The sequence below is a fragment of the Variovorax sp. P1_G12 genome, from assembly GCF_056405555.1.
In genome coordinates this window covers 396,598-416,683 of sequence record NZ_JBFUBW010000002.1, presented here as the reverse complement: position 1 = coordinate 416,683, position 20,086 = coordinate 396,598, and the positions used below count along the sequence as shown (strand labels likewise).

The window sequence follows — 20,086 nt, the reverse complement described above, 5'->3', positions numbered from 1 at the left end:
GTCGTGGGCGGCTTCACCTACAACTGGGAGAACTCGGACACCAAGTACAAGAATGGGGTCGACTCGCACATCGACTGGGCGGCGTCACAATTCCTCTCGGCCAACTGGGAGGTCGGGCTGGCAGGCTACGTGTACTACCAGCTGACCGGAGACAGCGGATCGGGCGCCAAGCTGGGGCCGTTCAAGTCTCGGGTCGCCGCCATCGGACCGGAAGTCGGGTACGCATTCAAATTTGGGGGCCTGCCGGCGTATGCCAACTTGCGCGCCTACTACGAGTTCTGGGCGCAGAACCGGGTCTCGGGCTACGCGGTGTTTGCGACGCTGGTGCTGCCGTTCGGAAAGTGACCCCACGGTCGGACGCGGCGAGGTCCTGATCGATACGGGTCAGGTTGAATCCGCAGCCGACTGCGCCGGCAGGAGAGCACAACGTGAACGTCTGCTCTCGACTGCTCAGCGGAGTCGAGGGGCGCGAACTCGAACGGCATCAACGGCCCAGAACGGCTGTTCACGCCCCGATCACGGCCGCCGCCAGACCCCTCGCGCGGCGCCCATCGGCAGGGCGACGGGAGCGGTGGGTCAAGGACGGCGGAAAACCGGTTTCAGCCCTGGTGGCACATCGCGCCATCGCCGCCGCTGACCGCTGCGCGGTTCAGTTCCAAACGGTGAAGACTGCAGAAGTTCAAAAGCAAGCGGTTTTCGTACGGCCTTGGTGAGCATCATGGGCAGAACGTCAGTCCGTTCAATGCCTTGCGCCCTGGCCATCGGGTGGGCGCACTCGGCGATCTCGTCGTCATGCGGCAGCAAATCATCGGACTGTGCGCCGTCACGATGCTTCCATGGCGCGGGGGACGCCTGGGTCCGACGCCCTGAAGTGGCAGGGCGCCCCACCGGCTTTGCCGCTGTCGGGCTGCTCCAGGTTCGCGCCTTCGCGCTCATCCCCTCGCGGGGACTGGCCTGCTGGCCAGCCTTGCGCATCCCTGGCGCGCGGGACTGACGTCCCTTGAACCTCCTCTTGCCAGACCTGCCTGCGGCAGGTAGAGGCGCTCGCCGCGCGGCGGTTGGGGCGCGCATCGGCCTCGGTCGGTGCTGCCGTTCACCTGTGCTCTTTCGCTTTGTCCGGTGACTCTGCGCCGGCGCGGCCGCGGGACCGGCTGCGCCTGCAAGGGGGTCTTCATAAAGCTGCGCTTTACAAACCTTCCCCCTTGCTCCCGCGTCCGAGCCGTCGCTGTCGTTCACCGGGCGAAAGACTCAGGAGAACGGCGGCCAGCTCCGGGCAGGAGGCCGATGCGAACCCCAACCCTTCATCGAAGGGCTCGAGATCTAGAAGCCCGGCATCTCTTCAATTTCAATTGCAAAGGAAACGGAAATGACTGCTGTTATCGAGACCCAGGTCGCTGCCGGAGGCAAGACGCCACGCAAACTCAACGGGGCCGCAAGGCCCAGCAAGGCTACCCAGCCGAAGGCTTCCGGGAAGGCGACCGCCGCCCGAGTCGCGGTGATCGCGCCCGCCACCCGCGACGTGCTGGTGCCGCTGGACCAGTTGGTGCTCAGCGAGGCCAACGTGCGCCGGGTGTTTAACGAGGACGGCATTGCCGAACTTGCCGCGCTCATCGAGTCGCAGGGACTGCTGCAGCGGCTCGCGGTGGTCGCGCAGGCGGAGGGGGGCTTCGCCGTGGTGGCCGGTGGCCGCCGCCTGCGCGCCATGCACCAACTCGTCGCCGAGGGCAAGTGGAGCGCCTCGCAGCCCGTGGAATGCAAGCTCTACGACGACGCCCGCGCCGCCGAGGTGTCGCTGGCGGAGAACTCCGGTCGCGAAGCCATGCATCCCGCCGACGAGATGGAAGCCTTCCGCAAGCTGGTGGAGGCAGGCCTCACGGTCGGGCAGGTCGCGGGCCGCTTCGGGGTGAGCGTGCTGACGGTCGAGCGCCGCCTGAAGCTCGCACGTCTGGCCCCGCGCTTCCTCGCGATGTACCGCGCCGACGAGATCGAGCAGGACCCGTTGCAGGCGCTCGCGCTGACCGAGGACCACGCGGCGCAGGAAGCCGTCTGGGATGGCCTGCCGGCCTACGACCGCGATGCATGGACGATTCGGCGCATGCTGACCGAGCAGTCCTGCGCGGGCGACAGCCGGCTCGCGCGCTTCGTGGGCATCGACGCCTACGAAGCCCGGGGCGGTGCGGTGCGCCGCGATCTCTTTGCCGATGGCGACGATGCGGGGAGCGTCTATCTGGACGACTCGGTGCTGCTGCAGACCCTCGCGATGGAGAAGCTGCGCGCCCTGGCCGAGGAAGTGCGCGCCGAAGGCTGGGGATGGGTGGACTGCCTCACCGAGGGCGACAGCCTCGCGGTGCGCCGCTACGGGAGCGAGGCGCAGGCCGAGCGCGAGCCGACACCGGCGGAAACACAGGCCATCCAGTCGATGCAGGCCGAGCGCGACCGTCTGGCCGAGGCCTATGCGCGCAACGAGGAAGAAGGCGATCCCGGTGCCGACGCCTACGAGGTCGAGGAACAGCGCCTGTCCGGTGCTTTGGATGCCCTGGACGACAAGCTCGACGCCGCCCGTGCGGCCCTGCAGGCCTGGACGCCCGAACAGATGGCACGCACCGGTGCGCTGGTGCGCATCGACCCCGCGGGGCGGGTGGCCGTCCATCGTGGCCTGATCCGGCCCGAGGACCGGACGGCGGGGACGGGCGCAGGCGGGAGCGGCGATGAGCGAGAAGCCGACGCCAGCGAGGGAAAAGGGAACATGAAGAGGCGTCCCGAGTTCAGCGAGAAGCTCATGCGCGACCTGACCGCGCACCGCACCGCGGCCCTGCAGGCCGCGCTGACGCAGAACCCGCACGTGGCACTGGTCACGGTCGTGCACCGGATGGCCGAGACCGTCTTCGGCCAGTACAGCCGGGGCAACGATGTGGTGAAGGTGCACGTGCACCTGACCAGCGACCACGCTCTCGCGCAGAACGCGACCGGCTACGAGACCTCTCCCGCGGGCGCGATCCTCGGGCAGGCCGAGACGGCGTGGGGCGACCGGCTCCCCGGCAACCCGCAGGCGTTGTTCGGCTGGTTGCTCGGCCAGGACCGCGACACGCTGCTCGACCTGCTGGCCTACTGCACCGCACGCAGTATCGACGCGGTGGCGGGCCGTGAGCGCTCCCGCGACCAGAGCGATGCCATCGCCGAGGCCCTCGGCATCGACATGGCCGACTGGTGGGTGGCGACTCCAACGAACTACCTCGGAAGCGTGAGCAAGGCCAAGGCGCTGGAAGCGGTGAGGGAAGCGACAGGCACCGACGCCACGAAGGCCGTGGCCGGAATGAAGAAGCCCGAAGCGATCGCCTACTGCGCGACCCAACTCGAAGGCTTGCGCTGGTTGCCCGCGCCGCTGCGCGCACGTGGTGCGAACCCCGTCGGCTTTGAAGACCCAGAGTCCGACGACTGATCAGCCATCCCGGGACGTCCACAGGGCCGGCGAGGGAAATGTCGCCGGCCTTCTCATGATTTCCCGATCAGCTCGTGCACCTTGGCGCGCGTGGCCGCGTCGAGCGACGGCCATGCCGACATCAGCGCGCGGCCGACGCGCGCCTGCTCCCGCACATCGCGCATCCCGAACCAGATCGTGCCCGTGACCAACGCCGCCGTCAGCGCTGCGCTAAGGGTGCAGGCGACCCAAATCGGAACGCCAGGGCGGGCGGCGCCGGCCGCCGCCGGAAGCGGGCGACCGTGCATCGCGGCCTCGATCCGCGAGGCCGAGGCGCCGAGCTTGCGGCCCGTCTCCAGCAACAGCGGCTGCGCGTCGAGCGACTGCTGGACCAGCGCGCCCAACGTCGTCAGATCGGCCGTCAGTTCCTCGTGCACCTTCGTCAGCGTCTGCGCCGCTGCCTCGGCGCGCTCGAGCAGCGGATCGACATCCTCCAGCAGGATGCGCAACGCCGCATGCTGCGCGCTGGCCGGGTTCATGCGCGGCGCGGCTTGGCCATCGCGACGACATTCACCGCTGACTGCGCCGATGGTGGAAAGAGCAGGGCGTGCACATCCTCCAGGTTTTGCTGGGCGGTGACCGCCAGGTCGTGCGTCATCTGGCCGGCCATGGCGCGCTCCAGCGCGGCCAGGTCCCCGGCTCGCTTCGCCTCGCCGCGCGCGGCCCGCCAGTCGGTCGGGTCCTGCGCCAGTTCGGCGATGGTCTTTCGGCTCGCCTTCGCGAGCTCGAAGACCTCGTTGGCCGCAATGACCGCGTGCGGCTCGAACACCGCCTTGTCCCTGCCCTCCGTGGCGGCATAGCCGGCCACGAGCGCATAGGCCATCTTCACGGGTTCGAGCCCGTGGCTCGCGTACTGGTTGAAGACCACGCGCACCTTCGCCGGATCCACGCCGAGCCTGGACAGCCAATCGATGGTGGTGACGGTGTCGCGCTGCTGCTTGTCCGCCGGAACGGTCGGCACGAGCACCATGTCGAACTCGCCCACCGAACTCTTGAAGCGTCCCATCTCGTCCATGAAGGGCCCGACGTTCGAGGCGCCCACATCGACGATGACATCGTCGTTGAACATGATCTCCCGGAAGATCTCGCGAAAGCGATTGGCGGCGAGTTCCTCGACGTTCAGGGTGTCCACGTCGCTGGCACTCGACGCATTGATCGATTCGACGCTGACGATCTTGCCGCCCGGCGCAAAGGCGCCGAGCAGGTGCACCGCCAGGGTGCTCTTGCCGACGTTGCCGGACAGGTTCAGGACACAGATTTTCATGGGCGGTCCTTGCGCGATGGCTCGCGTTGCTGCTGGCGGTGGAGGTCGCGTGCGATCTGTGCGTAGTCGCGCGACGCGACCTTGCGGGCCTCGATCAACGCGTCCAGGACGCGTGTGGCCGAGGCGCTGGGATACGTGGGGGCCAGATCCGACTGCAGCGGTGTGGCTTCGTCCGCAACCGCAGCGCCGGGCCGCATCGAAGCATCCGGGCTCCGTGCGCTGGTGGCGGTGACTGTGGCAGTGGCAGTGGCAGTGGCAGTGGCAGTGGAAGAGAAAGACGAAGAGGAGGGGGAAGAAGAGGACGGCACGGCGCGCGTCGCCTTCTTCATGCGCGCCAGGCAAGACTTGTAGGTGTTCCAGCTCGCTCGAAGCCCTGCGGCTGCGAGCGAGGCGTGGATGGCCTTGTGGCTGTGACCGATGTCGTGCGCCTCCACGATGAGCTCGCGCAGGTGGCTGAGCACGACCGAGGCACTTCGCAGGTTCTGGGCCACCAGCGCACCGGCCCGCTCCCCTATGCGCTGCAAAACGTCCGGCTCTTGCATTTGACTTGTTCAATCGTTGCTTCAAGGGGTACATTGTGGATCATCAAATTCGTGTTGTCTCTATTGGAGAAGCAAATGAGGGATGCACAAGTGAGGCACTTTGGGTGCACTGAGGATGCACAAGCAGCGCACAAAGGCTGCCGCCTGGGTGCAGTTCGAATGCAGTCAGCCTTCGGCCTGCTGGCACGCTCTCGGCCGATCCTTCGGCTCGTCCGACCTGTTCCTCATGGCCAGGCCTGTGTTTTGGCGGACGGCAAGGGGCCCGCCGACTCGCCTAGGGTCGATACACCATACGCACCTACGAGGTGCCCGCAAACCCGCATGCAGCCTCGAAACTTGGGTATGACCTGTCGCAGGCCGGGTACGACCTCGCGGCCGCAAGCCCGCATGGTTGCTGGCTGAGGAGGTATGACCGTGGCCAGCATCGTGTCGATCAAGTTCAATGATGAGGAGGCCCAGGTGCTTGCGCGTGCGCATGCAGCCTCCGGCGTGTCGGGCTTGAGTTCGCACATCAAACAGGTTTACTTCGAAGCGCTCCAACTCAACGTCGGCGTGCTGCAGGAGATCCGCGTCGACCTCGAGCGGATCGGCAGCAACATCGAACGCCTGCGCGGCGGCGACGATGGCCGCACCGATCCCGAGATGCTGTTAAGCATCCTGTGCGGCCTGTACGTCATGGTGCGCAAATCGGTGGGCGACAGCATCCGGGCGCAGGCGGACCAGGCGCTGGACGTCGGCGCGATCGAGCGCTACCTCAAGGGACGATGAGGTTCGCGTGTTCGTCAACCATCGCACGCCCGACAACACCCTGCGCTCCTGGCTGGCGCTGGGGGTGCTCGCGGCGACCGTGGCCGGGTGGATCGCCAACGTCGCGCTGTACTACCGGCTGCCGGCAGCGCTGTTTGCAAAGGGTCTCTGGTACGCGGCGAAGGAAACGCCTTTCCTGCCCGTGCTCTGGATCGGTCCGGTCCTCGGCCTCGTGTTGGGTGTCCTCACATTCGCGGTGTGCGCAAGGCGCTACGTCAATCACTTTGGCGGCTCGGTCTTCGTGACGCGGCTGCGCGGTCCCAAGATGGTCGGACAGAAGGTGCTGGCGTCGCAGACCCGCAGGGGCAAGGGCCAGTTGCTCTTCGCGGGCATCCCGATCCCGAAAGAGGTCGAGAACACCCAGTTCTTCGTCGGCGGATCGACCGGCACGGGCAAGAGCGTCTGCATCAGCGACTATATCGAGAGTGCGGTCGCGCGCGGCGACCGCATCGTCTGCGTCGACCCGGATGGCGCCTCCATGCGCTACTTCTACAGGCCCGGCGACGTCATCCTCAACCCGTTCGACAAGCGCAGCCAGGGCTGGAGCATCTTCAACGAGATCCGCACGAGCTTCGACTGCGAGCAGTACGCGATCAGCCTGATCCCGCGCAGTCCGTCCACCGAGCAGGAAACCTGGAACAGCATGGGGCGCACCATCGTCAGCGAGACGCTGACGGTGTTGCTGCGCCAAGGCGCGGGAACGACCGAGCGGCTGGTGCACTGGCTCACGACGGCCAGCAACGACGACCTCAAGGCACTCCTGGCCGGCACGCCCGCGGCGGGCTGCTTCCACGGCGCGCCGGACACGCTGGCCAGCATCCGCACGGTGCTGACGCAGTACATCACCCCGCACAAGTACCTGCCCTCCGGCGACTTCTCCTTCCGCGACTGGCTCGACCGCGGTCAGGGCAGCCTCTGGATCACCTGGCGCGAGGACATGCTGCAGGCGCTCAAGCCGCTGATCTCGTGCTGGGTCGATGTGACCTGCGCCAGCGTGCTCTCGATGCCCGAGGAGCCGGGCCGTCGCATGCATCTGGTCTGCGACGAGCTCGACTCGCTCGAAAAGCTCAACTACATCATCGATGCGGCGACCAAGGGTCGCAAGAAGGGCCTTCGCATCATGCCGGGTGTCCAGTCATTGGCGCAGCTCAACGACACCTACGGCAAGGATGACGCGCTGACCTTGCGCAATTGCTTTCGCAGCGCGTTCCTGTGCGGCATCGGGGAACTCGACACGTACACGGCCGAGGAGTTCTCGCGCGGGCTGGGCGAGCACACGGTGCTGCGGCGCGCCCCCAGCGTGTCCGTCGGCTCCGTCGGCGGCAAGGGGACGCTCTCGCACCGGCAGGACACCGAACGCCTCGTCTCGCCGGCCGAGTTTCACCTGCTGCCGAACCTGACCGGCTACGTGAAGCTCGCCGGCAACTATCCGATCGCGCGCGTGACGATGAAGTACAAGACCCGTCCGGTTGTGGTCGCGCCCATGATCATGGCGGACGGCTTCCACGACCGGCCTTGCGAGCGCAACCTGCTGTTCACGGCCCCCCACGGCATGGCGTCGGCGCTGGCTTCGCCGGGTGCTGCTGCCATGGCTGCCACTGTGCATTCGTCCTGACGCGGGAGGCTGCCCATGTTGTCCTTCAAGTTCGTCACCAGCGCCGCGGGCGCCGCGCACTACTTCGAGACTTCGGACGACTACTATGGCAAGGAGGGACACCGCGGCGAGTGGGTGGGGCAGAGCGTCATCCATCTGGGCCTGGATGGCGCGCAGACCATTGACCGCGAAACTTTCCAGAATCTGCTCGACGGACAACTCCCCAGCGGCAAGCGCATGCGCCTGAGCCAGACCAAGGGCAGCAAGGATCGCAAGGGCATCGACTTCACCTTCAGCGCGCCGAAATCGGTCAGCATCCAAGCGCTTGTGAAAGGTGATCAGCGAATCGTTGCGGCCCATGACGCCGCGGTGAAGAAGAGCCTGGAGCTGATGCAGGAGTTCGCCGCGACACGCAAGAAGCAAGGCGGTCTGTCCTTCCGGGAGCGCACGGGGAACCTCGTCACTGCCACCTTTCGTCACGAGCTCTCGCGCGCGCAAGATCCGCAGTTGCACACCCACGCGATCGTGATGAACCTGACCCGCCGCTCCGACGGCGAATGGCGGGCGCTGTCGAACGAGGACCTGCTCAAGAACGTCAAGGTGGTCGGCGCGTTCTACCGCGCGACGCTCGCGACCGAACTCAAGGCCCTCGGCTTCGACCTTCGGGAAACGCGCAAGGGCGGGTGGGAGTTGGCGCACATCCCGGATGCGGCGATCCAGCATTTCAGCCAGCGCAGTCGGGAGATCGAGAAAATGCTTGCCGCGCGAGGGCAGGACCGCGGCAGTGCGACCACGGCGCAAAAACAGATCATCACGCTGGCGACGAGACAGAAGAAGACCGAGAGCGATCGGGCCTGGCTGCGTGCGCACTGGCTGCAGACGGCGAGAGAGGCAGGCGTGGATCTCGACGCGCAGAGGGGGATGGTGCATGCAGTGCGCCATCAGGTGGCAAGGGCCGGTGAGGCCATTGGCAAAAAACTGACCGGAAAGAGCCGCGGCCACCAGGCCGCGGATGAAGCGATCGCCTTCGCGATCGCTCATCTCGCGGAGCGGCAGGGCATCTTTTCTCGGGCGGAACTGCTGGAGGTGGCCTACGGGCGTGCGGCGACGCGAACCACCACCACGGCAGTGGAGGACGCGCTCGACCAGGCCAAGACCGATGGACGCCTGCTGCCGGAACTGCCCCTCTACCAGACCGCCCGCTCCCTGAACATCAGCGCCAGCGAGTTGGCCAGGGATCCCAACGCTGCCCGGTTCAAGGGGCACGACGACTTCGAGAAGCTCACGCGCTCGTCCTGGATCGCCCTGACCATGGCCGCGCGCCGCCAGACCCAGGCGCAGGCCGAAGCCTCTGTCGATTTGGCGATCCAACGTGGCGCCCTCGTGGCGGCGGAGGCCCGATTCGCAACGCCGGAGGCGAAGCGCAGCGAGATTCGCATCCTCGGCATCGAGAAGGCAGGGCGAGGCGCGGTGGCGCCCGTCGCGTCGAGCGAAAGCGTCGCCAGCATGCTGGCTACCAGCGGCCTCAACGCGGGCCAGCGCGACGCCGTGGCGATGGTGCTGACGGCGCGCGACCGCTTCGTCGGCATCCAGGGCCTGGCCGGGACCGGCAAGAGCCACATGCTGAGCAAGGCGGTGGCGGGCATCAAGGCGCAGACGTGCCGGCTCTCCGGCAGGCACGGTTATCGCGTGATCGGCCTCGCGCCGTATGCGTCGCAGAACGAGGCGCTGGCGTCGCTTGGCATGGAATCACAGACGCTCGCCTCCTTCCTGGCCCGCACCTCCCAGCAGCGCACGCTGGATCGACACAGCATCGTGTTCCTGGATGAAGCCGGCGTCGTGCCGGCGCACCAACTCGAGCAGCTCATGTCGATCATCGAGAAGCAGGATGCGCGGCTCGTCCTCAGTGGCGACCGCAAGCAGACGCACGCCGTGGAGGCGGGCAAGCCCTTCGAGCAACTTCAGGATGCCGGCATGAAGAAGGCGTTCCTCACCGAGATCCAGCGCCAGAAGAACGCGGCGATCCGCGCCGCCGTGGTCCACGCCGCGAACGACGAAGTGCCGCGGGCCGTCGCAGTGCTTAACCACACCATCGTGGAGGTCCGGCAGGACGCGCACCGCCATGCGCGGCTTGCCGAAGCTTATGTGCAATTGCCAGAGGCCGAGCGCAGCGAGACGCTCATCGTGGCCGGAACGAACGATGCACGGCGCGCGATCAATGCGCTCGTGCGCGAGGGCTTGTCGCTGCCGAACGGGCAGCCGGTGGAGGTCCTGAACAACGTGGACATGACGCGCGCCGAATTGCGGTCCGCGCAAAGCTACGACGCCGGGCAAATCGTGGTGCTGCAGCGCACCTACTCCCGGGGGCTGGTGCAGGGCGAGCAGCTCACGGTCGTGGGTCACGACATCAAGCGCAACACCCTGACGGTCGAGCGCGAAGGAGGCCAACGGGTGACCTTCGATCCCGCGCACAGTTCCATGTTGCGCCTCTATGAGAAAGAGACCGTTGACCTCGCGCCGGGCGATTGGGTTCGCGTGACGGCCAACGACAAGGCGCTGGGCGTCGCCAATGGCGAGCGCTACCAGGTCGGTGCGGTGGAACAGGGCCACGTGATCCTGCAGCGCAGCGCTCGAGGTGGCACAGCAATGCCGCACATCCGAATCGATCGCAGCCGACCCATGCACCTGCAGCATGGCTACGCGAGCACGATCCATTCGGCGCAGGGCCTGACCAGGAGCCGCGTGCTGGTGGATGCGAACACCAAGAGTCTGACCAGCAACCGCGCGGTCTTCTACGTAGCGATCTCTCGACCCCGGAACGACATCACGCTGTTCACGGATGATGCGTCGAAGCTTGCCACGGCAATGAGTCGGGAGCCGAAGAAGTTTGCCGCCTTGGAGTTGCGGGATGGGCGCTTGGAATCTGTTGTGCTGAAGGCCAAAATCGACCGGTCGGCGCATGTCAAGCTGGCGGCTCAAATCCGGATGCACACGCCGCCGACAACACCGCGCGCGGACACGCTCAGAGTGCATCGCTAGAGGTGCGGATGTCCAAGTCCTCTGTCGCACCTCGATAAATCGAATCTCTCGCATCCGCAGGAGGGTTGGAACATGAAAGCGCGTGACCTGATTGTGCTGACGTCCCTCGTGATGGGGCTGGAGTTTGTCGCACCCACGCCCGCGCGCGCCGCCCGGTGTTCGCCCGACACCTTTCTGATGATCCGGTCGGAGTCGCTGCCCGCCGGGGAGCAGCCGGGTGAAATTGCTTTATCAGAATCCCAACTGCTGGCCCTTCCAACCCACACGATCACCACGGCCACCGAGTGGACGCCGCGAAGCCGCTTCGAAGGCCCGCTTCTGAGCGACGTCCTGGCGCTGGCCAAAGTCCGGGGAAAATCCATACGGTTGTTTGCACTGGACGACTACTCGATCACGATTCCCTGGAGCGACATGGACCGGTACGGCATCATTCTCGCGCACTCGCAGAACGGCGAGCACCTCTCGAAGCGCAAATTCGGGCCGCTGTTCCTGGTGTACCCGCGCGACCAGTACGCATCGATGCTCGACACCCCAACTGGGACGGAGAAGTTCACCTGGCAGGTCTGCGGCATCCATGTTCAGTGAGCGTATGTCGACCTGGTTCAAGGGCTGGCGCTTCAAGGCGGCCATCGGACTGCTTCCCGCGATCTTCAGCGTCACAGCGTTGCTGTTGTTCTGGCCGGGCGCGTCCCGCTGGCCGGGCAACCGCCCCATGGAAGGTTTCTACTGGTCCGCGACGCAGTATGAAAAGGCCTTTGGCAGGGCGAGGGAAGAGTTGCGTGCCGCGGCAGCCGGCGAAGCCGTCCGGCCCGAGACCCTTGACCGCGTCGCGTCGGTGCTGGCCTCAGCGGCCGATCGATTGCTGGCGCCGTCGAAGGTCAACGATGCGTTGCGAACCATCGACGGCTACGACGCCATGGCCGAGCAACTCACGCGTTTTGATCAGGAGGTCGTCGCCCGCGTGCATGCGCCGGATTTCGATGCCGCTGCGGCGCGAGCCCTTCTGAGCCGCTTCAGCGAGTTCGAGCCTGTGATCCAGGACTGGGTCGAGGCTGCCCGCTCCAAGGAAACGACAAGCGACGATGAGGTGCTGCGCAGGATGACGCACGCACGCAATATGGCCTTGCTCGCGGCGGCCTTGTTGGGCGTCGGTGGTTGCATCTGGCTCCTCTCCATTCTGCGCGAGCGGCGTGCTTACCGGACGGTAGCCCAGCAGCGGCTGTCGGCGCTCGAAGCCGAGCAGACCGCCAAGGCAGAGATGGAGGCGGCCGTTCGGGCCAAGACCCAGTTCCTGAGCATGGTGAGCCACGAGCTTCGCTCGCCCTTGCAGGCCATCCTGTCCTCGGTCGACCTGCTCGGCATGGCGATTCCACCCGCGGAGCGCGAGCAGGCCATTGCGCGCATCCGGCGCTCGTCGATGGTGCTCGGCGTGCAGTTGCGGGACCTGCTGACGCTGGCCCGAGGCGAAGCCGGCAAGCTGGAGATCCGGCCCGAGTCGTTCGAGGCGCGTGCGCTCATGGACGACGTTGCCGATGTGGCGGGTGAGCGCGCGCGCGACAAGGGGCTCGTGTTCAAGCTGTTGATGCCCAGGGAGCCGATCTTTGCGATGGCGGATGTCCTGCGCATCAGCCAGGTCCTGGCCAACCTCGTGAGCAACGCGATCAAGTACACGGAGCGCGGCCACGTGGCCCTCGAACTCGAACCTGCGCCGCTGGGCTCGGGCCAGTTGGTCTTTCACGTCACGGACACGGGGCCCGGCATCCCCTCGGCCCGCCTGGCAACGGCGTTCGAGCCCTTCGAGCGTGTTGGCGCGCCAGGCAAGGCCGACGAAAGTGCCGGCATTGGGCTCACCATCGTGCGCACCGTGGTCAAGCATCTGGGCGGGAGCGTCGAGATCGACAGCAAGGAAGGGCAGGGCACCAGGGTCACCGTGAGGGTGCCGGCACTCATCGAGGATCCGGACGCGGTGCATGGGCACTCGGACGCCATGGACGCGGTGCTCATCGTGGAAGACCAAGGCGACATCCGCGCTTCGATCCACGGCCTGGCCATGCGCCTGGGCTACCGGTGCGATGTGGCTGACTCGGCGGCGGCCGCCGCCAACTATCTCGCGGCGGCCCCCTACTACACGGTGCTCATCGACCTGGACATGCCTGTAAAGGGCGGGATCGAGCTGGCGATGGAGACGCGGCGTCTCGAAGGCCCGAACCAGAACGCCTATCTGGTCGCCATGAGCGCGGCTGCGCCCGAACGACCGCTCGAGCCGTGGCCTTTTGACCAGGTCATGGAGAAACCGATCGAGACATCGCGCTTCGAGCGGGTGCTAACCCATCGCGAGCGAGCGCGGCAACGATGAATTCGAGCTGCACCGGCTTCTCGAAGGTCCGGAAGTTGTAGTCGTTCGAGGCCACCGCCACCTCTTGGGTGTTGAGGGTGGAGTCGCGGAACTTGCCGCTGACCAAGGCGATGGCGCCGTGGTTGGTTTCCTCGCGGATCATCGCGATGAGTGGCAGGACGGTGGTGCCGCCGCGCAGCTTCCAGTCGAGGATGTAGCCGTCGAATGGCTCACGCTTGATCTCGGCCATCAATGCGTCGATGGTGTTGTACGGCGATGCCTCATAGCCCCGTTCCCGAAGACCGGCGCAAATGGACTTGGTCACCTCCCGGTCGTCGTCCAAGACAGCGATGCGGGGTGGCGTGTCGACGGATTGATCGATCTCGATGCTTTGGACGCGCAGCGTGGCCAGGCCAACAGCTGCTGATGCCGGCACGACCGTGTAGACCCCGGCGTTCTCGACGGCCACAAAAGCGCCGCCACCAAATTCTTCGTTCTCCGGCTGCAGCCAGATGCGACAGGGCGTTTGCACGTCTCCGACTTGCAGGGTGGCACGGGTGCCACCTTTGAGGCGACCGCCGCCCAGCATCTCCGGGAGCGTCTCACCGAACTTCTCTGCGATCGACTGGAGTTCCTCTAAGGACCACGCCGCCGTTCCGTGGGTGCGTCGATGTGAGGCGGCGCGGGAGATCCCAAAAAACTCGCCGACGAAGGCGGCCTGTCGGTGCTTGGGGATGCCGTGACGCCCCAGCAGGGCCCGAACGGCGTGCGCGGCCTGTGACGGCAATTCTTCTTCTTGTTCAGGAAGGGGTGGTTCGTGCATCGACGCCATGTGTAATTTATCGTTACGCGCAACAGTTAAATGAAAGTTGTCTCTCTAAGAGGCACATAATCGATTCGATGGAGCGGATATTGTCAAAGATGATCCGACCAAAGACTCAAATATAAAACCTCCGACCTACATCTGAAGCGAGTAAGTGATGTGTGCATCTATTCTCGATCAAKCCGCGGCCGGATTGGAATCGGCGCTTGCGATCCACCACCGGGTGACGAGCAAGTGGGAGCCCAGCAAGTGCTGACCATCGGTGCCCTGCTCGAGCAGTGCGCGCCGCAGGTGTCGCCGGTGCTGATGCAGGCGCTCGTGCGCACCGAGTCGGCGTGGCAGCCCTTGGCGATCGGCCTGGACAAGGCCCAGGGCACGGTCAAGCAACCCGCCACGCTTGCCGAGGCGATCGCCACCGCCAAGGAGCTGGCCGCCTCCGGCCGGAAGTTTTCTGTCGGCCTGGCTCAGATCCACGTGAGCAACGTCGCCCTCTACGGCATGACGTGGGAGCAGGCATTCGACGCCTGCCAGAACCTGGCTGTGGGTCAGAAGGTCCTCTGGAATTTCTATCACCGCGCGTCTGCGTCGGGCTACTCGGGCGTCGCCGCCATCTGGGCGGCCCTTCGGGGCTACAACTCGGGCGGCGTCCACCGCGCCGTGAGCGACGAGTACGCGAACCGTATCTTTGCCTACATGAGCAGCGCGTCACCGCAGGTGCAGCTTGGCACCGGGGTGCCTGTCACCCAGGCTTCGACGGCGGCGTCCGTGATCCCAGTCGCTGTCACGCCGGTGGGACTCGCGCCGCTCGCCGTCACGGGCACGCCGCCGGCGGGCTCCACCAAGGCCAAGCGCCCGGGCGAAGCCCTGGATATCTTCGAGAGGACGAAGCAGGCCGGCTTCTAGAGCCCGTTCCTCTCGCGCAGCACATGCCCTAAGCCCCATGTCCATCACTCCGGAGGAGCCATGAAAGTGCCAGTCATCGTCACACCGTCCCGCATCGACACCCCCCGGTTTCGAAGAACCGTCACGGTGGCACGCCTGGCAGCCGGCGCCGCCGTGCTGGCGCTGGCCACCCATCCGGCGATGGCGCAAAGCCTGAAGCAGGCCGGCGTCAACATCTTCAACGTCATCTATGGCGTCGTCGGTGTGATCGGTGCCATCGCGTGCCTGCTGACGCTCCTGAACTGGGTGACGGGCAACTGGCTGGGCCGCGACGATCCCAAGAAGATCTTCTTCCAGGCGCTGGTCGGCACGGCACTGGCCTTCGGTGTCGTGGCCATCATCCAGTTCGTCAAGGACATGGTGGGCGGCTCGGCGTCGGGTATCTCGAACCTCTGAGACCCGCATGAGCGATACCGACCATCGCCATGAGGAGCCGGCGCTCGAGCGCGCGGTGATCTACCGCGGGCCACAGGCTCCGGTGCTTCAGGCCTACGTGCCGCTGCCCGTTTTCGGAGCCGAATGCATGCTGCTCTTGCTGTGCATGCGCCTTGTCGGCTTCTGGACGCTGCTCCTGGTACCACTGCACGTGGTCCTCGTGCTCAAGACCAACGACAACCCGTTCTGGGTGCGCGACCTGGTGGCCAGCTATCGCCACCGCTGGTTCGCGCAGAACAGGAACACGCACGGCGACGGCGTCGTGAGCTTCAGTCCCCACACCAACCGCCGCGAGGTGCAGTGATGGCGGCCGTCCCCAAAGTCCCCCACATCAAGGCCGAGCGCAGTGTCGCGAGTTGCCTGCCGTACTCCCAGCAGATCGATGACCACACCGTGGTCACCTACGAAGGCGACCTGACGCAGACGATCGAGGTGCAGGGCCTGTCCTTCGAGACGATCGGCCACAAGGAACTCGACAACCTCAACCAGCAGTGGTTCTCCGCGATCAACAACATCGCGCGCAGCCCGAACGTGGCGCTTTGGACGCATGTAGAACGGCGCCAGGTTCGCTACGACCTTTCGCGTGTCTCTTATGACAACGACCTCAGCACGGAATTCGCCCGCCAGTACGCGCGCAAGTTCGATGGCGAGCAGCACTTCGTCAACCGGCTGTTCGTGTCACCGGTCTATCGACTGGCGGGGAACAGCGCGGACCGTGCGAGCATCCGCTTTTCCAGTCGGTCCAGCGAGGGGATGACGGAGTTGCGCTTGCGCGCGCGAGACGAACTCTCGAAGTTGTCTGCGCAGTTGATGGCCAGCCTGAAGCGCTACCACCCGCGGCTGCTTGGCACCTACGGGAACCAGGGCGCGCTGTGCTCGCGCACGGCCGCGTTTTACGGCCGCGTGTTGAACCACACGGATCGACATCTCCGTCTCGACGCGCACGAACTGAGCCAGAGCCTGCAGGCCGCTGCATTGAACTTCGGCGCGGAAACGGTCGAGATCGAAGGCGCGTCAGGATCGCGGTTTGCGGCGGTGTTGACGCTGGTCGCGCCCTATCGCGCCGAGCAGCTCGACGCCAAGGTGTTCGATGGTCTCCTGTCCTCGTCCTTTGAGTTCGTGCTGAGCCAGTCTGTGACCGTGATGGCCTTCGACAAAGCCGACGCGCTGCTCAAGACCCAGTACAACAAGATCAAGTCCACCAGCGACAACGCGGAGCAGTTGAAGGAGGTCGCTGCCGCGCGCACCCAGCTGCAGGCCGGCAAGTTCTCGATGTTCGAGCACGAACTGATTCTGGTCGTCTACGGCGATTCCATCAAGGAGCTCAACCAAAACGTCAATGCCGCGGTGACCCTGCTCGACCAGAAGAGCATGAACACCTCGCGCGAGCGGGGCGGAGCGCTCATCTGTACCTACTTCAGCACGCTCCCTGGCAACTTCAAGTACGGCCGCGTCCGGGCGATGCCGATCAGCAGCAAGAACTTCTCGAAGTTCTTCCCGATGCACAACCATCCGCGCGGCAACGCCAGCGGGAGCCAGTGGGGTGCGCCGATCGCCTTGATGAAGACGGCGGCCGGCGGCCCCTACTTCTTCAACTTCCATGTGAGCCGCAACCGGCTGCTGGAGCAGGGAATCCGGCTGGACTACGACGAGGAGTCCGCGAAAGACGACCTCGGCGACGACGAGGCGGCCAACGACCACGAGGACGTATCCGCACTGAAGGCCCATCGCAAGGAACTCGGCAACTACAAGATCATCGGACGCTCGGGCGGCGGCAAGACGGTGCTCAAGCTGTCGTTGCGCCTTCTCGCGCGCAAGCACGTGATGGTGGGTGGCAAGCCCCTGAAGATTTTCAGCTTCGACAAGGACTATGGCGAGGAAATCTGTATCCGCGCCATGGGTGGGCGCTACTTTCGAATCGCCGGCGGCGAGCCGACCGGCATGAACCCTTTCTCCATGGCGCCGACCGCGGAGAACATTTCGGTGATCTTGAGCATCATGTCCTGGAACGCGCAGTTCGATGGTAAATACGCCATGACGCACAAGGACGAGGAGGAGCTGCTGCGCAGCATTCGGCAGGTCTACGAGCTCGAACCTAAACACCGCCGGTATGCACGCGTGCGAGATGCGCTGCCGACGCATCGAGAGAACAGCCTTTACCAGGCCTTGGGACGTTGGTGCGATGACGGCGCCTTCGCGTGGGTGCTCGACAACGCCGAAGATCGGTTTGACCTCGACGGCGCACACACCTTCGGCTTCGACATGACGAATTTCCTCGACATCGAAGAGGCGCGCACGCCCATCCTGCGCTACCTAACGCACAAGATCGCGCAGCACGCGTCTGGCTCGCCGCACATCATCGACGTCGCCGAGGCCTGGCGTGCGTTGAAGGATCCGCACATGCAGATCTTCATCGAGAACAAAGGCAAGACAATCCGCAAGGAAGACGGCGTGATCGGCCTCGACACCCAGGAGCCCAGTGATATCAGCCGCTCGCCGTTGGGCAGCACCCTCTTGTCGCAGTTCCCGACGCAGATCCTGCTGCCGAACGGCGAAGCCGAGCAGGCCGACTACATCGACGGGCTGAAGCTCACGCCGCGTGAGTTCCACTTGGTCAAGCACACCCCGGAGAACTCCGCTCAGTTCCTGCTCAAGAAGGGTGCCGAATCGGTCATCGTCAAGATGGACTTGAGCGGCATGGACGATATGTTGTCCGTCCTGTCCGCCAGCCTCGACAACGTCGAGGTCATGCATGCCGTGATCGACGAATTCGGCCCCGATCCCTCCCACTGGTTACCCGTCTTTCTGAAAAGGAGAGTGTGATGAAGCTGTTGAAGCGTGCGAAGCACGTCCTCTTCGGCGTTCTAACTGCGGTCGGCGTCGCCGGTGGCGCACATGCCCAGATCCCGGTGACGGTCACGAGCGACATTCCGGCAACGATGAACCAAATGCAGACGATCGCCAAATGGGGTGAACAACTGAACTCGATGAGCAAGCAGCTCGAACAGATGAGGCAAGTCTACGGCACGCTTCAGGGCTCGCGCAACCTCGGCAACCTGATGAACAACGATCTGTTGACGCAGTACCTGCCGCAGGACTACGTCGGAGCCGCGCAAGGCCTCAGGAACGGCAGCGGCTCGTTCTCGGGAATCTCGGGCTCCTTGAACGACATCGTGCGCGCGAACCAGTTGAAGTCGTGCGCCGAGCTGAACAGCGACGCCTCCATGCGGTCCGCCTGCACGCAGCAGTGGCAGCAGCTCGCATTGCAAAAGCAGATTGGCGACATGGGGTACCGCAAGGCTTCCGAGAACATCCGAAATCTGCAGACCTTCGTCGGATCGATCAACGCGTCCACCGATCAGAAGGCCATCTCGGAAGTCCAAGCGCGCATCCAGGTCGAGACCGTGCGCATGCAGAACGAGCAGATCAAGCTGTCGACGATCCAGGCGATGGAAGAGGCCGACCGTCGCCTGCAGCAGCAGTCAGCCATCGACAACTTCAATGCCGGCATGATCCGCGGGTCGGCTGGCGGAATCAGGTTCTGATGCCATGAAAATTTCCGTAGTCCTCACGATCAGCGCCTGGGTCGTCGTGGCGGCATGCACGAAGCAGGAAGTCGCCGAATCGCCGAAGTTCGATGCGAAGACGATTGCGGTAGAGGCCGACAAGGGCAATCTTGGACCCTTGACCGAACTTAACAACGAGTGCAGCGCCGAAGTAGAAAAGAACGGAAAGCGTCTGGCAGTTTGCAAGGTGCAGGACGATGTCCGTGACCTGCGCAAGCCCATCAGTATCCGGTTCTAGCCACATGGCAGGGAAGGGGAGCAGATCATGGTCGACAACATCGTCGGAGACATCTACTCGAACTTTGACAGAGCGCTCAACGGGTTCTATGAGGGTGCCGCAGCGGGAATCTCCGGCTACGTCATACCCATCGCCTGGGTGCTCCTCGGCATCTGCATGCTGATTTGGTGCTACCTGATCATCGAAGGCAAAGTGGCCGTGCCGATCACTGACTGGCTCCTGAAGTTCGTCGGATTCATGGTCGTGCTCTACATCATGGGCAACGGGTACCTCAGCTGGATCGCGAAGCCGATTTTCAATTTACCAACTGAGCTGACAACCGCGCTCAGCAGTTCAGCGACCAGCGCGCCGGATCTGTTGGGTCAGGTCAACGAGAAAATCGTCGACTTGGTGTCGGCGATGTTCACGGCCGGAACTCGACTGGTCAAGGACTTGGCCATCGGACCGGCGATCGCGCTGTTCCTGATGGGAGTGCTCGTCATCGTTGCCGCCTACTTGCTTCTGGCGGTCGCGCTCTTCGCGGTTGTCTTCTCAAAACTTGGCCTGAGCCTGGTACTTGCTGTTGGCCCCTTCTTTGTGCTCGCCCTTGTGCTGCCGCAGACAAGGAATTACTTTCATTCCTGGCTGAACACCGCTCTTTACTTTGTCTTCTATCACGTGTTCACCACGCTGTTCATCTTCATGTTCATCGGAATCATCAACTCCTATGTTGGCAAGTTGAACGCCCAGCTCGGAAGCACTGGCAGCGGTGGCGGGGTGCCCGCGATGGTTTCGAACCTGATCGGTGTCGGAGGCGCTGGCCTCAACGTCGCTGCAGTCTGCATCCCCATCATCTTGATCGCGATGGCCATGTTTTTCATGTTCTTGCAGATTCCGGTGATCAGCGCTTCCATGACGGGTGGAAGCGGGGGATCCTTCGGCGCAGGTTTGACGAACCTCACGCATGCGAAGTCGCTCCTCAGTAGGTCGAGAGCAAAGTAGGCGGTGAGTGATGGCTTCGACGTTTCGGTTCGTGATCGCGTT

General features: G+C 64.7%; 18 protein-coding genes. 14 read left to right on the top strand and 4 right to left on the bottom strand.

Annotated elements, in window-relative coordinates; genetic code table 11:
- On the top strand, positions 1 to 345 hold a 345-nt coding region (locus AC1D2O_RS04115), incomplete at its 5' end, for a SphA family protein (RefSeq protein ID WP_478156253.1).
- 1,021 nt (positions 346 to 1,366) lie between these two features.
- Entirely contained in the window at positions 1,367 to 3,439 is a 2,073-nt protein-coding gene (locus tag AC1D2O_RS04110; RefSeq protein WP_478156251.1) for a ParB/RepB/Spo0J family partition protein, read from the top strand.
- A gap of 53 nt (positions 3,440 to 3,492) precedes the next feature.
- Here AC1D2O_RS04110 and AC1D2O_RS04105 read toward each other — a convergent pair whose 3' ends face one another.
- From AC1D2O_RS04105 to AC1D2O_RS04095, 3 genes are read right to left on the bottom strand one after another with little or no spacing between them, the layout of a single operon-like run.
- On the bottom strand, positions 3,493 to 3,957 hold the full coding sequence (locus AC1D2O_RS04105) for a hypothetical protein (protein ID WP_478089915.1): 465 nt from the start codon (positions 3,955 to 3,957) through the stop codon (positions 3,493 to 3,495).
- The gene (gene stbB, locus AC1D2O_RS04100; RefSeq protein ID WP_478089916.1) at positions 3,954 to 4,742 is read right to left on the bottom strand and encodes a StbB family protein; all 789 of its coding nucleotides are present in this window, start codon (positions 4,740 to 4,742) and stop codon (positions 3,954 to 3,956) included. Before stbB ends, AC1D2O_RS04105 begins: the two co-directional genes overlap by 4 nt.
- Positions 4,739 to 5,284, bottom strand: coding sequence for a hypothetical protein (locus tag AC1D2O_RS04095; protein ID WP_478089917.1), 546 nt, complete (start codon positions 5,282 to 5,284; stop codon positions 4,739 to 4,741). The genes stbB and AC1D2O_RS04095 overlap by 4 nt, the downstream gene beginning before the upstream one ends.
- 414 nt (positions 5,285 to 5,698) lie before the next feature.
- Between AC1D2O_RS04095 and AC1D2O_RS04090 the strand changes: the two genes are divergently transcribed.
- From AC1D2O_RS04090 to AC1D2O_RS04070, 5 genes are all read left to right on the top strand, one after another.
- A complete protein-coding gene (locus AC1D2O_RS04090) occupies positions 5,699 to 6,052 on the top strand; it encodes a hypothetical protein (protein WP_478089918.1) in 354 nt (117 codons plus the stop codon).
- 7 nt (positions 6,053 to 6,059) lie between these two features.
- On the top strand, positions 6,060 to 7,706 hold the full coding sequence (locus tag AC1D2O_RS04085) for a type IV secretion system DNA-binding domain-containing protein (RefSeq protein ID WP_478089919.1): 1,647 nt from the start codon (positions 6,060 to 6,062) through the stop codon (positions 7,704 to 7,706).
- A 15-nt stretch (positions 7,707 to 7,721) separates the two neighbouring features.
- Complete coding sequence (gene mobF / locus AC1D2O_RS04080; RefSeq protein WP_478156249.1) at positions 7,722 to 10,724, top strand: MobF family relaxase; 3,003 nt, start codon at positions 7,722 to 7,724, stop codon at positions 10,722 to 10,724.
- A gap of 72 nt (positions 10,725 to 10,796) precedes the next feature.
- Positions 10,797 to 11,309, top strand: coding sequence for a putative pterin-binding protein (locus tag AC1D2O_RS04075; RefSeq protein WP_478089921.1), 513 nt, complete (start codon positions 10,797 to 10,799; stop codon positions 11,307 to 11,309).
- A gap of 79 nt (positions 11,310 to 11,388) precedes the next feature.
- Positions 11,389 to 13,080, top strand: coding sequence for a hybrid sensor histidine kinase/response regulator (locus AC1D2O_RS04070; protein ID WP_478156247.1), 1,692 nt, complete (start codon positions 11,389 to 11,391; stop codon positions 13,078 to 13,080).
- On the opposite strand, the gene AC1D2O_RS04065 is transcribed toward AC1D2O_RS04070, so the two are convergent.
- A complete protein-coding gene (locus tag AC1D2O_RS04065) occupies positions 13,007 to 13,891 on the bottom strand; it encodes a helix-turn-helix domain-containing protein (RefSeq protein WP_478156245.1) in 885 nt (294 codons plus the stop codon). The two genes, AC1D2O_RS04070 and AC1D2O_RS04065, sit on opposite strands and share 74 nt — an antisense overlap.
- A gap of 240 nt (positions 13,892 to 14,131) precedes the next feature.
- On the opposite strand from AC1D2O_RS04065, the gene AC1D2O_RS04060 reads away from it, so the two are divergent.
- The 7 genes from AC1D2O_RS04060 to AC1D2O_RS04030 are packed head-to-tail and all read left to right on the top strand — an operon-like array spanning position 14,132 to position 20,044.
- On the top strand, positions 14,132 to 14,785 hold the full coding sequence (locus tag AC1D2O_RS04060; RefSeq protein WP_477650181.1) for a lytic transglycosylase domain-containing protein: 654 nt from the start codon (positions 14,132 to 14,134) through the stop codon (positions 14,783 to 14,785).
- Positions 14,786 to 14,845: 60 nt separating this feature from the next.
- Positions 14,846 to 15,220, top strand: coding sequence for a hypothetical protein (locus tag AC1D2O_RS04055; RefSeq protein WP_477650180.1), 375 nt, complete (start codon positions 14,846 to 14,848; stop codon positions 15,218 to 15,220).
- A 7-nt stretch (positions 15,221 to 15,227) separates the two neighbouring features.
- Positions 15,228 to 15,563: a hypothetical protein gene (locus AC1D2O_RS04050; RefSeq protein ID WP_477650179.1), complete on the top strand. Its 336-nt coding sequence runs from the start codon at positions 15,228 to 15,230 to the stop codon at positions 15,561 to 15,563.
- Positions 15,563 to 18,082, top strand: coding sequence for a VirB4 family type IV secretion/conjugal transfer ATPase (locus AC1D2O_RS04045; RefSeq protein ID WP_477650178.1), 2,520 nt, complete (start codon positions 15,563 to 15,565; stop codon positions 18,080 to 18,082). The genes AC1D2O_RS04050 and AC1D2O_RS04045 overlap by 1 nt, the downstream gene beginning before the upstream one ends.
- Positions 18,082 to 18,804 (top strand): P-type DNA transfer protein VirB5, encoded by a 723-nt coding sequence (gene virB5, locus AC1D2O_RS04040; protein ID WP_477650177.1) that lies wholly within the window; start codon positions 18,082 to 18,084, stop codon positions 18,802 to 18,804. The genes AC1D2O_RS04045 and virB5 overlap by 1 nt, the downstream gene beginning before the upstream one ends.
- A 4-nt stretch (positions 18,805 to 18,808) precedes the next feature.
- Positions 18,809 to 19,063, top strand: a complete 255-nt coding sequence (locus AC1D2O_RS04035; RefSeq protein WP_477650176.1) for a hypothetical protein — start codon at positions 18,809 to 18,811, stop codon at positions 19,061 to 19,063.
- Between the two features lie 27 nt (positions 19,064 to 19,090).
- Positions 19,091 to 20,044 carry a TrbL/VirB6 family protein gene (locus tag AC1D2O_RS04030; protein ID WP_478156242.1) on the top strand — a complete coding sequence of 318 codons (954 nt, stop codon included), beginning with the start codon at positions 19,091 to 19,093 and terminating at the stop codon, positions 20,042 to 20,044.
- Positions 20,045 to 20,086 lie beyond the last annotated feature (42 nt).

What these genes read in the sequence shown, in the direction of transcription:
- AC1D2O_RS04045 (WP_477650178.1), top strand. Translation starts at nt 15,563, where the DNA reads ATGGCGGCCGTCCCCAAAGTCCCCCACATCAAGGCCGAGCGCAGTGTC.
- AC1D2O_RS04105 (WP_478089915.1), bottom strand. Translation starts at nt 3,957, where the DNA reads ATGAACCCGGCCAGCGCGCAGCATGCGGCGTTGCGCATCCTGCTGGAG.
- AC1D2O_RS04095 (WP_478089917.1), bottom strand. Translation starts at nt 5,284, where the DNA reads ATGCAAGAGCCGGACGTTTTGCAGCGCATAGGGGAGCGGGCCGGTGCG.
- AC1D2O_RS04110 (WP_478156251.1), top strand. Translation starts at nt 1,367, where the DNA reads ATGACTGCTGTTATCGAGACCCAGGTCGCTGCCGGAGGCAAGACGCCA.
- AC1D2O_RS04030 (WP_478156242.1), top strand. Translation starts at nt 19,091, where the DNA reads ATGGTCGACAACATCGTCGGAGACATCTACTCGAACTTTGACAGAGCG.
- AC1D2O_RS04035 (WP_477650176.1), top strand. Translation starts at nt 18,809, where the DNA reads ATGAAAATTTCCGTAGTCCTCACGATCAGCGCCTGGGTCGTCGTGGCG.
- AC1D2O_RS04055 (WP_477650180.1), top strand. Translation starts at nt 14,846, where the DNA reads ATGAAAGTGCCAGTCATCGTCACACCGTCCCGCATCGACACCCCCCGG.
- AC1D2O_RS04050 (WP_477650179.1), top strand. Translation starts at nt 15,228, where the DNA reads ATGAGCGATACCGACCATCGCCATGAGGAGCCGGCGCTCGAGCGCGCG.
- virB5 (WP_477650177.1), top strand. Translation starts at nt 18,082, where the DNA reads ATGAAGCTGTTGAAGCGTGCGAAGCACGTCCTCTTCGGCGTTCTAACT.
- mobF (WP_478156249.1), top strand. Translation starts at nt 7,722, where the DNA reads ATGTTGTCCTTCAAGTTCGTCACCAGCGCCGCGGGCGCCGCGCACTAC.
- AC1D2O_RS04075 (WP_478089921.1), top strand. Translation starts at nt 10,797, where the DNA reads ATGAAAGCGCGTGACCTGATTGTGCTGACGTCCCTCGTGATGGGGCTG.
- stbB (WP_478089916.1), bottom strand. Translation starts at nt 4,742, where the DNA reads ATGAAAATCTGTGTCCTGAACCTGTCCGGCAACGTCGGCAAGAGCACC.
- AC1D2O_RS04065 (WP_478156245.1), bottom strand. Translation starts at nt 13,891, where the DNA reads ATGGCGTCGATGCACGAACCACCCCTTCCTGAACAAGAAGAAGAATTG.